The sequence below is a fragment of the Limosilactobacillus urinaemulieris genome (assembly GCF_014838745.1).
GTDB classification, from domain to species: Bacteria; Bacillota; Bacilli; order Lactobacillales; family Lactobacillaceae; genus Limosilactobacillus; species Limosilactobacillus urinaemulieris.
This window is the reverse complement of sequence record NZ_JABUXR010000011.1, coordinates 22,479-35,832: the sequence shown is the minus strand read 5'-3', so window position 1 is coordinate 35,832 and position 13,354 is coordinate 22,479. Positions and strand designations below refer to the sequence as shown.

General features: G+C 41.6%; 10 protein-coding genes. 7 read left to right on the top strand and 3 right to left on the bottom strand.

The features are described from left to right. Window positions 1-206: 206 nt before the first annotated feature. Window positions 207-998: a serine hydrolase gene (locus tag HUK45_RS06465; protein ID WP_191911630.1), complete on the bottom strand. Its 792-nt coding sequence runs from the start codon at window positions 996-998 to the stop codon at window positions 207-209. 203 nt (window positions 999-1,201) lie between these two features. On the opposite strand from HUK45_RS06465, the gene HUK45_RS06460 reads away from it, so the two are divergent. Continuing rightward, window positions 1,202-2,449, top strand: coding sequence for a D-alanyl-D-alanine carboxypeptidase family protein (locus HUK45_RS06460; RefSeq protein WP_191911664.1), 1,248 nt, complete (start codon window positions 1,202-1,204; stop codon window positions 2,447-2,449). A gap of 139 nt (window positions 2,450-2,588) precedes the next feature. Here the strand turns inward: HUK45_RS06460 and HUK45_RS06455 are convergent, their stop codons facing one another. Further along, on the bottom strand, window positions 2,589-3,626 hold the full coding sequence (locus HUK45_RS06455; RefSeq protein ID WP_191911629.1) for an aldose epimerase family protein: 1,038 nt from the start codon (window positions 3,624-3,626) through the stop codon (window positions 2,589-2,591). Window positions 3,627-3,734: 108 nt separating this feature from the next. Further along, the gene (locus tag HUK45_RS06450; RefSeq protein WP_191911628.1) at window positions 3,735-5,141 is read right to left on the bottom strand and encodes a DUF2252 domain-containing protein; all 1,407 of its coding nucleotides are present in this window, start codon (window positions 5,139-5,141) and stop codon (window positions 3,735-3,737) included. 319 nt (window positions 5,142-5,460) lie between these two features. Between HUK45_RS06450 and HUK45_RS06445 the strand changes: the two genes are divergently transcribed. The 6 genes from HUK45_RS06445 (at window position 5,461) to HUK45_RS06420 (ending at window position 13,220) form a co-directional block, all read left to right on the top strand. Next, complete coding sequence (locus HUK45_RS06445) at window positions 5,461-6,882, top strand: plasmid pRiA4b ORF-3 family protein (RefSeq protein ID WP_191911627.1); 1,422 nt, start codon at window positions 5,461-5,463, stop codon at window positions 6,880-6,882. 79 nt (window positions 6,883-6,961) lie between these two features. Further along, window positions 6,962-8,005: a zinc-dependent alcohol dehydrogenase family protein gene (locus HUK45_RS06440; protein ID WP_191911626.1), complete on the top strand. Its 1,044-nt coding sequence runs from the start codon at window positions 6,962-6,964 to the stop codon at window positions 8,003-8,005. A gap of 19 nt (window positions 8,006-8,024) precedes the next feature. Next, entirely contained in the window at window positions 8,025-8,618 is a 594-nt protein-coding gene (locus HUK45_RS06435; RefSeq protein ID WP_191911625.1) for a peptidylprolyl isomerase, read from the top strand. A 296-nt stretch (window positions 8,619-8,914) separates the two neighbouring features. Beyond that, window positions 8,915-10,303, top strand: a complete 1,389-nt coding sequence (locus HUK45_RS06430) for a class II fumarate hydratase (RefSeq protein ID WP_191911624.1) — start codon at window positions 8,915-8,917, stop codon at window positions 10,301-10,303. Window positions 10,304-10,341: 38 nt separating this feature from the next. After that, a complete protein-coding gene (locus HUK45_RS06425) occupies window positions 10,342-11,730 on the top strand; it encodes a flavocytochrome c (protein ID WP_191911623.1) in 1,389 nt (462 codons plus the stop codon). A gap of 68 nt (window positions 11,731-11,798) precedes the next feature. Next, window positions 11,799-13,220: an anion permease gene (locus HUK45_RS06420; RefSeq protein WP_191911622.1), complete on the top strand. Its 1,422-nt coding sequence runs from the start codon at window positions 11,799-11,801 to the stop codon at window positions 13,218-13,220. The last annotated feature ends 134 nt before the right edge of the window (window positions 13,221-13,354 follow it).

Here is a 13,354-nt window from a genome sequence, read left to right as displayed (position 1 = left end):
AACGATGAATGATGATGAAATCATCAGAGTCGTTCGTAGCCAAATAGGCTTGCTTCGCTGCGTTAGGCTCGAGTCCCTCAGTTACGATACGAAGTGAGCCTATTTGGATTCCCGCGATTAGACTCTCTAAGTTCGGAGATCACTAAGTATATATAGAGGGGTGGAAAAAACGCTAAGTTTTTTCCACCCCTCTATTTTTTCATTATTTAATTTAAAATCGGCTTTGTAACGCGGGCAAGCTGGTTGAGAACCTCTTCTCCGGTCTGCATCGACTGGTTCTTATCACTGTACATGGCGATGGTATAGGAAGTACCGTTACTGTTCTTAACATAGCCAATGCTGTTAATGATCCATTTTTCGTTACCATTTTCGAGCCAGCCGTTCTTTAAGGCAAAATTATCGCTTGAAGCTGAGACACCCCAGATTTGATCACTTTCAACATTACTCATTAGACTGCTAATGTATTGTTGAGAATCTGCGGATAAAAGGTTCGATTTGTAGAAGATGTTATTAAGAAGTTTAATCTGGTCTTTAGCCGTTGTGGTACTCAATCCCCAAGATGAATCCGCCGTTGAATCCTTCATCCCAAATTGATTAAACGTGAATTGAAGGCCTTCCTGTCCGCCAAGATTATCGAATAATTCACTTGTTGAGTTATTGTCACTTGCTTCAATCATTTGTTTAGCTAATGAACGCTGGTGTGAGGATAAGGCACCATCTTGCTTAACCATCAGGCCAGCAAGAATGCTGACCTTGACCGTACTTGCCATATGAAATTTATGGTTTGGGACGTTAGATGATGAGTATGTTCGGTGAGTTTTCGGTGAATAAACGGCAATAGCAACGTTATTGTTTGAGGTGAAAATAATCTTATTCCAGGCTGACTTTAAGCGGGGACTGGTTGCGGTAAAATGGTGTATTCCCCAGAAAGCAGCAAGAATGATAAGAATAAACAAGACAACTTTACGACGGTTTAGCCGACGATGAGATGCACCCATAGTGAAAACTCTCCTTTAATTTGATAACATTAGATAATCATACCAGTAATTGAGGGAAAAAGGAGGAATTTTCATCTAATTATTAGGAGAATTTTAATAACTAGGAAAATGTTTCATAAAAGTTATTAAAAAGTCATCCTCTTAACACCTGAATGCGATATTATTGAGTTTGATATTTTTGAGAGAGGGAAAACGATAGTGTGATGAAAAAATTAAAAAGGACGTTAATTGCGTTTCTAATTGCCATTTTAACTGTAAATGTAGTTAGTTTAGGGGTCATTAATACAGTTTCAGCGGATACAACAACGTTAAATTTAAATGCGCGGGCAGCTTACGCGATTGATGTGGAAACAGGGCAAGTTCTATACCAAAAGAATGCCAATAAAACTTACCCGGTTGCATCCTTGACTAAGGTATTAACGCTAGCCGTAATCGAGCAGGATGTAAAGAACCACCATTTGAGTTGGAACCAGAAAGTTAAGATTACACCAGCCGTTGCTAAGGTTGCAAATGATTGGCACTTCTCTAATGTGCCACTGAATGCGGGTGAGAGCTACACTATTCGTCAGTTAACCGAGTCAATGATGATCGTATCGGCTGATGGCAGCGCAGAAGCTCTGGCATTGGCAGACGCAGGGAGTACGGCAGCCTTTAATCAAAAAATGCAGGCAGTCGCGAAAAAAGCAGGTGTTACCGATGCTAAAATTTATAATATGATTGGTTTAGCAAATGGTGATTTAGGAAAGAACAGTCTAAAAGGGGTAAAAAAGACGGCAGAAAATCAATTTTCAGCTAAGGATATGGCACTGATTTCAAAGTACCTGATTGAAACTTATCCTGATTCGCTTAAGATTACCAAAACAAAAATGGCTAACTTCCGGGTTAGTGCAAACCAGGAATATCAGATGGTAAATATTAATTCGTTGTTACCAGAAAATGGTTTTGCACCTAAAAACGGGACGATTGATGGACTAAAGACTGGTAACACTGATACTGCCGGAAAATGCATTATTTCAACAGGGATGTTTGCTGGTCGGCGAGTGATCGTTGTTGCCCTCCATACTAAGGGCGATTGGAATGCTCAGTCAAAGGATGCTCAGAAATTCTATGAGAAATTGACTGAGCTTTATCAGCCAGTTCAGCTAACTTCTTTACGTCAGCTATCAAAGAGTGTTCAGGATGCCCATGTTGTTCATGCTAAAGACAAACATAGTACCGGACTTGAGATAACCAAGTCAACAACGATCTGGCTTCCTAAAGACGCAACGCTTAATCAGGTTGGAGCAAAATTGAAAATTTATCAGGCAGATCGGTCAATGACTCACCAGCTAAAAGCTCCGGTTAAGAAGGGGCAACATGTTGGTTACGTTACCCTTAAACCAACGGGGATGACTCCAATTCAACTTCCTGTTAAGGCCACTGATAATGTCAAAAAGAATGGCTGGTTTTAAAGGAAAAAGCTGGGGATCAAGTTCCTTGCAATTAGACTATGTGTACTTAGTAAATCATTGAGAATGAGAAGAGAGCATGATAGAAATCATTGATGACTTCTATCATGCTCTCTTCTCGTTCTTTAGGGATCTATAAAATCTAGTATTCTACGTGCCACTTAATTGTATATTCCTTTTCTTCACCTGGATGGAGAGTAATGTCGCCGAATCCGGGATGATGGACTGCATCTGAAAGAGTTTGTGCTTCCATTGCAAGTCCTAAGTGTGGGTGAACTTCACCGTGGTTATAAACCGCTGGATCATCAGAATTCATGGTGTACATGATTAAGGCATTCCGATCTGAGTAAAGGGTCATCTTACGACCGCTTTCGGGATCTTCAAGGGTAGCCACCGGTTCAGTAAGACTTGGTTCAACTTCCCAAATATCATCAAACCCGTTTTCTTTAGTTGATGCCATTTCTTCGAGGGCATCACCAAGACGAGTTGGGGTACTAAAGTCAAATGGTGTTCCTTCGTTTGCCAGTTTTTCTCCAGTTGGGATCTTGCCATCGTCAACGGCTAAGTGGTTCTTGGAATTGACATAGAGTTTTAATTGGTCAACCGTCTTGGCACTTGCCTTAGCCATGTTCCAATAAGTGTGGTTAGTTGGGTTAAACAAAGTGTCTGCATCAGAGGTAGCGCCAAACTTCAAGGTCAGGTTATCGTCATTATCTAGTGTGTAGGTTGCGGTAACATGAATCTTTCCAGGGAAAGTATCCATTTCTTCGGTAAGGGTGAGACTTAAAGTAATGGATGCTTCATTATCAGTGACGTTAGTAGAATCAACATTCCAAATGTAGTTGTAGAAACCATTTGTCCCACCATGAAGCGTGTTCTTTCCTTCATTTTGTTCAAGTTGGTATTCTTTGCCATCAATTTCAAAGTGACCATCAGCAATTCTTCCGGCAACCCGGCCAATTAAACGGTTAGTGCAAAAACCATTGTTAGTAAATTCATCAAGGTTTTCACTAGTTAAGATCATATCAGCCTTACCGCCATCTTTTGTTGGCACCTTAAATGACTGTAACAGTCCAGCAAAGTCCAAGATTCCCGCTTGGACACCGTAATCATTTGTCAAAATATACTTTGTAACTGGTTTGTCTTGGTAAGTTCCAAACGGTACTTTAGTAATATTCATAATTTTATTTGCCTCCTTGAAGTAAGCGCTTCAATATTTACAAATTCCATTTTACCAAATATTTATAAGGAGGTGGTGCAAACGTTTGCACCACCTCCTTATAAACCATTATTTTGTTATTAGTACGTTATTATCCTGCAAGCTATTCCGAAAATCATCATAATCGATGGCTACTTGTTTGGCATAGGCGTTTGTCCATTCGACGAGACCGTCGTCTAATACCTTCTGCCCTCTTAGGTAACCACGGATCATTGGGGCAGTTGGACTTTGAAAATGGGCCATTGCTAACAGCGAGCTACAGATCTGACAGTAGAGGTTAAAACTTTCATAATCAAGCTTGCTGACGTTAATTGATTCTTTCATGTCACGGAACTGACGAACATAGTAACTCCGCCCGCCAAATGATGTGCTACCAAGAAATGGGTCAGAAGAAGCTTGGAGGGTTCGCTGCGCGGTCACGATTCTGCGGCCTGCCAGTACACCGTTTTTGATTGCTTCTGCAGTCGGTAAACGGAGTAGGTTATAACGAAGGGGCATTGCTTCTTTAATCTGAAGAACTAGGTGGCTACCTTCATTCCCGGTGAGGAGGAGCAAGTAGCAACGAGTTCCAAAACTACCAACACCAACGCTGTAGCGAATAATATCGGTAATACTGAAATTACCAAGGAAGACGCGAATATCTTGACGAACATTATCTCGATAGCGGTTAAATCCCTGAAGAATTTCGGCATATTTTTCTGCATTAATGTGTTTGGCACGGGGAGCATTTTCATTAAATCGTAACTGGCCGTTTTCGTTAACTCTCGTCATTTTTTTAACAATTTGCTCAGAGTTGCTTCGACTGCTTTTTTTGACAATCTTATTGAGGATTTCGTTCATTTGACTTGTGCTGCTATGTAAAGTGTCAATTGCAGTGATCATATCGTGGATTTCGTATGAAGAGTATAACCGTTGAAAGAGGCTTAACTTATTATTGTGCTTAATACTATGACGGTAGGTCTTAGTGATTAGGTGGAGGACGTCATTTAGATGGTGGTTACTAAAACCGTTCTCTTCACCGGCTAAGCGAGCACTAACCAGAAGACGTTTAAGATCACTTTCCCAATTGCCAATTCGCGATTCATCAAAATCATTCAGGCCGAAAATTAATTGGCGCTCTGGCGAGGCATAGAAACCATAATTATTGACGTGAGCATCCCCGCAAATAATTAACGGAATATGGCTTTGGTACTGATCTTTAAGATCTTGTTCCATTAGTTCTGCTGTTCCCCGGAAAAAAGCAAACTTGCTAGCCAGCATTCGTTCATGACGAAGGGGCAGCAGTTCCTGAACCATTTTAGATTCTGTTTTCTTAATCGCAGCAATAGGATCTCGGTGGACGGGAATAAATTCGGCTAACTTTTCGCAGCTTACCTTAGCCCGCTTTTCTTTTCCTGCCTCTTCTAACTCTTTTGCCGTTCGATTAATTTTGATTTTTTTGAGATCAAAAATATCTAATTTACCAGAATTAATCATTTTGGTTACTCCTTTTAATATTTCACGTTTTCTTAATTATTGTAGTAGTTTTGTCTTGATTGTCTAGAATATTTGTTTTCATTTAGCCATTCTGTCACAATGGAGATAAAGGAAACGGAAGAGATTAAAGAGGGGTTCCTAGATTTTCTGGAGAGACGCTAAAGAATTAAAGTAACCCCGTTTAGAAGAAGGAGTGATGATGGTGTTAATTGCTGTTGAAAATAATGTTGCTCAGCATCTCCACGCAAATACAAGGTTAGCTGATGAACAACGGTTAATGCGCACCGATGCCTGATCGATTAGGGTAACCGGCGACTTTATGATTGTAATGAATAATCTTCTATCGTTACCGGTAATTGTCCGTCACCCTCAGCAATTTAGCGATCCGCGAGCATTTATGTCAACATTTAAACGTGAACTAATTCGGTTATTAGAAGTTCTTCCAGTACCGCGAGTTAAAATTCGCATGATTCGTGATGCCCAATTGAAACAGGTTGAGTTTGTTCGACCAGTTGTTCCTGCACTTCAACAGCGATTACAGATTTTTCAAAACCTGTTAACGCGGCCTGATATTGTGCAGTGGGATGATGATCCCAGCAATCCAGCAATTTCCCTTGCGTTGATGAAAAACTTAAAGTTGCAGGATGTAAAAACAAACGAGGTTCAAACAGCAACGGAACTTTTTGAGAATTACGTAATTAATAAATTTGCTATTCCTGCACATCCTAAGCTTAATGAGCATAATCGACGATATCTTTACCATTCTGAATCACTCAATGATGTCATGAACGAGTCAGAAGTTAGCGAAGAGATTATTCAGGATTATCGTTCATCGCTGGAACAAATGGGGAAGAGTGATCAAATTATCGATCGGGATACTGATTACGCAACGGACTACTTATCTTACCTTGCAGAAAGCGGGAAGACAATTCTGGATGATGTTTCGATAATTTACTATTACGTTTATGATTACGGCAAACGCAATAGTGAACGATTAACTACTTCAAAGTATCGGGGGATGGGAGCAGCCTTTCGGGAATTCGGTCGGTTCCTTAAGCGGCAAGATTTATTTGCTGATGTTGACTTTGATCAGTCTAGTCAGGCATTGAATCAAGCAATTGATAACGCTACACCCGCTAAGGAAGGCTACCGGCTAGAAAGGATGCTGCATAGCGTGGAATCCGAGCTTGCCCGGCGTCGTTCTTCGTTAAAACACGCTCACCATTACCGAAAAACAGAATATCAAATAAAGGTTGAATTAACTGATTACCAACCGACAATGTGGCGCCGACTTCAGTTTAGTGGCGAAACCCGGTTTGATGATCTTTGCTACTTCATTATGGCTAGTTTTGGTGCAACCGGATCACACCTGTATAACCTTCAACTAAACAAGAAGAATTATCAATTACCGTACCTTGATGGCGGAGAGAATATCACGCTCCACTGGTTAGGGGAGGCTCATCAGGGCGATCAGTTAACACTTGAATACGACTTTGGTGATTCTTGGCAATTCAATATTCTAATTGAGAAAACGACACCGATCAGACGCTATCGACTAAGTCCAACTGAACCCAAAGTCTTAGATGGCAGCGGTAAGGGGATTGTAGATGATATTGGCGGAACTGCTGGTTTAGAATTAGCTGCTCAGGACGATCAAACAATCAATAGCGGCTTTAATGCTAATCGGTTACAAAAACAATGGATTGCCTTAACAGCAGAAATTGCTAAACAGTATCAATAATTTTATTGTTTGCTAATTCACAAATGTTCAAAAAGGACTACAATAGTTTACAGAAAGCTAATCAAAAGAGGTCTTGAAGATGAGTAATCAAGTTGAGATTCCAAAAACAATGCGGGCTTGGGAAGTAACGACTCCCGGTCCAATTGATGGTGAAAACGCTCCACTAAAGCTTGTTACTAAGCCAGTTCCACAGCCACAACGCGGGGAGGTCTTGGTAAAAGTCCTTACTTGTGGTGTTTGTCATACCGATTTGCATGTGGCAGAAGGTGATTTGCCAGTTCATCATGAGCACGTTACTCCAGGACATGAAATTGTCGGTAAAGTGGTTGCCTTTGGACCAGAAACACAACGGTTTGAACTAGGGGAGCGGATTGGGATTCCATGGTTCCGTCATGCGTGCGGTGTTTGCAAATTCTGTCGTTCTGGTCATGAAAACCTCTGCCCGCATTCAGTTTATACCGGCTGGGATCATGATGGGGGCTACGCTGAGTATGTTACTGTACCAGAAGGATTTGCTTACCGAATCCCCGAAAAATTCAACGACTTGGAAGCAGCGCCATTGTTATGTGCCGGAATAATTGGTTACCGAGCTTATGAGCGGGCAAATGTACCTGCAGGTGGTCGCCTTGGGTTATACGGCTTTGGTGGTTCTGCACACATAACAGCACAGATTGCATTGGCTCAAGGAGTAGAAGTACATGTCTTTACTCGAGGAGCTGATGCCCGAAAGTTTGCCCTTCAACTTGGCTGTGTTTCTGCTAAGGGAGCATATGATCTTTCAGATGTTCCGTTAGATTCGTCAATTATATTTGCTCCAGTAGGTGATATCGTTTTACCAGCTTTAGAGAGCCTGATTCCAGGAGGAACATTAGCGATGGCAGGAATCCACATGTCAGACGTTCCATCCCTAAACTACCAGAAGCACCTTTTCCATGAAAAAACATTAACAAGTGTTGAAAGTAATACGCGTCGTGATGGAGAAGAGTTTTTAACGTTGGCTGATCGTCTTAATATTCATCCTGAGGTTACCGAATACCCGCTTGAAAAGGCGCTTGATGCATTGAAGTATGTTAAACGTGGTGACATTAAGGGTGCTTGTGTGCTAAGAATAAGTCATGAATAAAAATTAAGGAGGAAGCAAGATGCAATATCCGCAACTAAATCTTGAGGCCGTAAAGGGGCCACAAGCGACAATCAAAACGAATCTTGGTGAAATTAAGGTTCAGTTATTTAAAGAGCAGGCACCAAAAACGGTTGATAATTTTGTTCAACTAGCGGAAAAGGGTTACTACAATGGAGTGATCTTCCATCGGGTTATTCCTGATTTTATGATCCAGGGTGGCGACCCAACTGGAACTGGTCGTGGCGGTAAGAGTATTTATGGAAAAGCTTTTGAGGATGAATTCTCCGATGAATTGTTTAACTTTAACGGAGCGGTTTCAATGGCTAATGCTGGTCCCAACACGAATGGCAGCCAGTTTTTCATTGTTTCTAATGAACACGTTCCAGCTAATATGATTGAACAAATGAAAGCAGTTGGTTATCCGCAAGAAATTATCGATCATTACGCAGAGGTGGGCGGTACTCCGTGGTTGGATCATCGTCATACCGTATTTGGCCAGGTAATTACCGGAATGGATGTAGTAAAAAAGATTAGTCAGGCTAAGCGTGATAGTATGGATAAGCCGAAGAAAGACGTTATCATGGAAAAGGTAACGATTGATAATGAAAACTAATGCTAAAATTAGGCTATTCTGTCTAATAACTTTGTGATTTTAATCTTAATAGCAATAAAAATCTAGTTACTTCTTTGAGAAATTAACAAGATTTTTTTGTGTGGTTTGCTTGTGAAATTTATTCAACGATTAATGCTGAACTCAATAATTATCAGTGATCAGGAAGATGCCATAAGTGAATTTTATAACATGTTGAAAGTTTGACTATGGATATTATACCGCGTTAGGATAGTAGTGTAATTGATGTGTATTTTTTCACAAACAGACGATTTATTTAGACAATGGAGGCTTTTACAATGACAAAATACCGTACTGAAGAAGATACTCTTGGCCCAGTTCAAATTCCTGCAGATGCATTATGGGGACCACAAACAGAACGGAGTCGCAATAACTTCCCAACTGGTCAGTATATGCCATTAGCCATTATTCGTGCTTTGTTGAACATTAAGAAGGCAGCTGCCCAAGCAAACATGGAAACAAAGGCTATTTCTGAAGAAAAGGGTAACTTGATTGTTCAATCAATTGATGAACTCTTAGCTTTGAGCGATGAAGAATTACGTAAAGACTTCCCATTGAAGGTTTACCAAACTGGTTCTGGTACACAAACTAACATGAACACCAATGAAGTTGTTGCTCATAAGGCCCACCAACTTAACCCTGACATCGAAATCTTACCAAACGATGATGTTAACAAGGGTCAAAGTTCTAACGATACCTTCCCAACAGCAATGAATGTTGTTGCTTTGGAAGCTCTTGATAAGTTGAAGCCAGCTGTTCAACACTTGATTGATGAATTGAAGGCCAAGCAAGAAAAGTACATGCACACCGTTAAGGTTGGTCGGACTCACTTACAAGATGCCGTTCCGTTGACTTTCGGTCAAGAATTATCCGGTTACGTGGCTTCTCTTGAACATGATCTTGACTACATTAAGACCCTTGAACCAACCTTAAATGAATTGGCAATTGGTGGAACTGCAGTTGGTACTGGATTAAACGCTGCTGAAGGGATGCCAGAAAAGATTGCTGAAAAGCTTAGCGAAGTATATGGCTTAAACTTAACAGCTGACTCAAACAAGTTCTACGGCTTAGCTAACCACTCCGGCTTAGACGTTGTTCACGGCGCATTGAAGAGTTTAGCTGCCGATATGTTCAAGATCGCTCAAGATATTCGTTTCTTGGGTTCTGGCCCACGTGCTGGTTACGGTGAATTAAACATCCCAGCTAACGAACCTGGTTCATCAATTATGCCTGGTAAGGTTAACCCAACTCAAGCTGAAGCCGTAACAATGGCCGCTTTGCGGGTATTCGGTAATGATACTGTTGTAACAATGGCATCATCACAAGGTAACTTTGAAATGAACGTCTACAAGCCAGTGTTAATTGATGCGTTCCTTGAATCAGCCGACTTGATGACTGGAACAATCATGGGCTTTGCTGACAAGATGATCCATGGCATGACTGTTAATGAAGACCGGATGGCAGAATTAGTTGATAACTCACTGATGACTGTTACGGCATTATCACCACACATTGGTTACCACGACAGCGCTAAGATTGCTCAAGCTGCTGATAAGGCAGGAAGTACCTTGAAGGAAGCTGCTTTGAAGTCTGGTAAGGTAACTGAAGAACAATACGATGAGTGGATGGACATGTTAAAGATGACCAACGTTGATCGTAAGGACTAGATTTAAAGCTAACAAATATTGAAAGGAAGAACTACGTAATGGCAAAATTTCAACCAACATCTGTTGGCAAGTTAGAAAATGACTATGACGTTGTAATTATTGGTTCTGGTGGGACTGGCCTTTCAGCCGCTATTCAAGCAAATGAATTAGGGATGAAGGTTGCGGTACTAGAAAAGGAAGAGGAACTTGGTGGGAATACTAACCGGGCCTCTTCTGGAATGAACGCTGCTGAAACCAATGTTCAACTTCACCATGGTGTGATCGATAACGTTGCTGACTTTTACCATGAAACATATAAGGATGGTGGTCGGCTCAACGATAAAGATATGTTAGGCTACTTTGTTTACCATACTGCCCCAGCAATTGATTGGTTAGCTGATCATGACATTAAACTGGATGATATTACCATTACCGGGGGAATGTCTAAAAAGCGGACCCACCGTCCAGCAAGTATGGCGCCAATCGGTGGTTTCTTGGTCAAGAGTTTATTGGAAGTTGTTGCCCAAGAAGATATTCCTGTGTTTAACAAGACTAAGGTTACTAAATTGCGGCGGGCTGACGATGGTCGAGTTAATGGTGTTGAGGTTGACGCTGATGGAATCACTAAGGTTATTAATGCGAAAGCTGTTATCCTTGCTACTGGTGGTTTCGGTGCTTCAAAAGAATACATTAAGCGGTTCCGCCCAGATCTTGAAAGCTACAAAACAACTAACCAACCGGGAGCTACTGGTGATGGGTTGAAATTGGCTGAAAACGTTGGGGCTGAATTGATGCAAATGAATTTAGTTCAGGTTCACCCAACCGTTCAACAAGACAACCCTCACGTTTACCTGATCGGTGAAGCAGTTCGTGGTGAAGGAGCCATTATGGTTAATGGTGAAGGAAAACGGTTCGTTAATGAGCTAAATACGCGGAAGATTTGTGCAAATGCAATTACTGCGTTACCTGAGCACAGTGCTTATTTAATCTTTGATCAAGGAATTCGCGATCACGTTAAGGCAATTGAATTCTATGACAAGGTTGGTTTAGTTGTTCATGGTGAAACGATTGAAGATCTTGCTAAGCAGATTAATGTGGATCCAGACAACTTGAAGCAAACGGTTACTACTTGGAATCAAGCAGTTGAAAACCATGACGATGCTGAATTCGGTCGGACAACGGGGATGGATCGTGGTATTACTAAGCCAGGATTCTTCGCTATCCACATTGCACCTGCTATTCACTACACAATGGGAGGAATCCACATCACACCAAAGACCCAAGTACTTGATGGCAATGGTGACATCATTAAGGGACTCTTCGCTGCCGGTGAAGTAGCTGGTGGGCTTCATGGTAACAACCGTGTTGGTGGTAACTCCATTGCTGAAACGATCGTCTTTGGTCGTCAAGCAGGTCAACAAGTTGCTCTTTACGCACGGAGTTTGTAAAAAATAGCAAAAGTTGGTGGTGAAATACCACCGAAAGCAATTATTACTATTTATTAAGGGACGGAAAGATGAAAAAATTAGAAAGTGTAAATTATAAGGGGTTCATTTGGCCTGTTATTGTTGGTCTAATCTTATGGTTTATGACCCCAATTAAGCCAGCTGCAGTTCCAGTTGCCGGTTGGCATATGTTTGCCTTATTCGTTGCAACGATTATTGCATGTATCACTCGACCATTACCAATTGGTGGAGTATCAATTGTTGCGTTTGCCTTAACGGTATTGACAAAGACTGTACCAATGGAAAAGGCAATTGTTGGGTTTGGGAATGCCTCCATCTGGATGATTGCAATGGCATTCTTCATTGCTCGTGGATTTATCAAGACCGGACTCGGCCGGCGGATTGCATTGAACTTTGTTAAGGCCTTTGGTAAGCGAACCCTTGGTTTAGCTTATTCATTAATTGGGGTTGACCTCATCTTGGCACCGGCTACTCCAAGTAACACTGCTCGTGCTGGTGGTGTCCTATACCCAATTATTGAATCATTATCACAATCATTTGGTTCAGACCCCAAAAAGGGAACATCCCGAAAGATTGGTTCATTCTTAATCTTTGCTGAATACCATGGTGATATGATTACCGCTGCAATGTTCATGACGGCAATGGCTGCTAACCCGCTAGTTCAAACCCTTGCTAAGGGAAATGGCGTTAATGTTACCTGGGTTGGCTGGTTCTTAGCTGCATTGGTACCTGGTGTTATTTCGTTAATTGTTGTCCCATGGTTGATTTACAAGATATATCCGCCTGAAATTAAGGAAACACCTAATGCTAAGCAATGGGCTGAAGATCAACTTACTGAAATGGGACCAATGACCCTTCCAGAAAAGTTGATGGCTGTAATCTTTGTTTTAGCCTTGGTACTTTGGATTGTTGGTAGCTTTATTGGGATTGATGCAACTTTGGCTGCCTTCATTGCATTAGGATTACTCCTCTTAACTGGGGTTCTCAGTTGGCAAGACGTTTTGCATGAAACTGGTGCTTGGAACACATTAACATGGTTCTCTGTTCTGGTTATGATGGCTGGTTCATTGACAAGCTTAGGATTTATTCCATGGTTAAGTAAGGCTGTTGGTAGCTCACTTCACGGAATGAATTGGGTATTAGTATTAATCATCCTGATTGTGGTTTACTTCTACTCCCACTACCTCTTTGCTAGTTCGACTGCCCACGTTACTGCAATGTACAGTGCCTTCTTGGCAGTGGCAATTTCTGCTAACGTTCCACCAATGTTAGCCGCTTTGATGCTTGGGTTCTTTGGTAACTTAATGGCATCGACTACGCACTACGCTTCAGGTCCTGCACCAGTCCTCTTTGGTTCTGGTTACGTTCCTCAATCCAAGTGGTGGTCACTCAACTTCATTCTGGGGATCTTCTACATCGTTGTTTGGATCGGTATCGGAAGTCTCTGGATGAAAGTATTGGGTATGTGGTAATTAGAGAGTGCGAAGCCGTAAAAAGCTCCCGGATGATAACGATTTCTCTCGACGAAGGCGACTAGCGCCTAGGAGAGAGGTCGTTATCTTGAGGGAGCTTAGGCTGAGCATGTTTAAAAAAGAGTGCCTTCGCT

Excerpts from the sequence above, each read along its gene's own strand:
- HUK45_RS06465 (WP_191911630.1), bottom strand. The coding sequence starts at position 998 with ATGGGTGCATCTCATCGTCGGCTAAACCGTCGTAAAGTTGTCTTGTTT.
- HUK45_RS06460 (WP_191911664.1), top strand. The coding sequence starts at position 1,202 with ATGAAAAAATTAAAAAGGACGTTAATTGCGTTTCTAATTGCCATTTTA.
- HUK45_RS06455 (WP_191911629.1), bottom strand. The coding sequence starts at position 3,626 with ATGAATATTACTAAAGTACCGTTTGGAACTTACCAAGACAAACCAGTT.
- HUK45_RS06450 (WP_191911628.1), bottom strand. The coding sequence starts at position 5,141 with ATGATTAATTCTGGTAAATTAGATATTTTTGATCTCAAAAAAATCAAA.
- HUK45_RS06445 (WP_191911627.1), top strand. The coding sequence starts at position 5,461 with ATGATTGTAATGAATAATCTTCTATCGTTACCGGTAATTGTCCGTCAC.
- HUK45_RS06440 (WP_191911626.1), top strand. The coding sequence starts at position 6,962 with ATGAGTAATCAAGTTGAGATTCCAAAAACAATGCGGGCTTGGGAAGTA.
- HUK45_RS06435 (WP_191911625.1), top strand. The coding sequence starts at position 8,025 with ATGCAATATCCGCAACTAAATCTTGAGGCCGTAAAGGGGCCACAAGCG.
- HUK45_RS06430 (WP_191911624.1), top strand. The coding sequence starts at position 8,915 with ATGACAAAATACCGTACTGAAGAAGATACTCTTGGCCCAGTTCAAATT.
- HUK45_RS06425 (WP_191911623.1), top strand. The coding sequence starts at position 10,342 with ATGGCAAAATTTCAACCAACATCTGTTGGCAAGTTAGAAAATGACTAT.
- HUK45_RS06420 (WP_191911622.1), top strand. The coding sequence starts at position 11,799 with ATGAAAAAATTAGAAAGTGTAAATTATAAGGGGTTCATTTGGCCTGTT.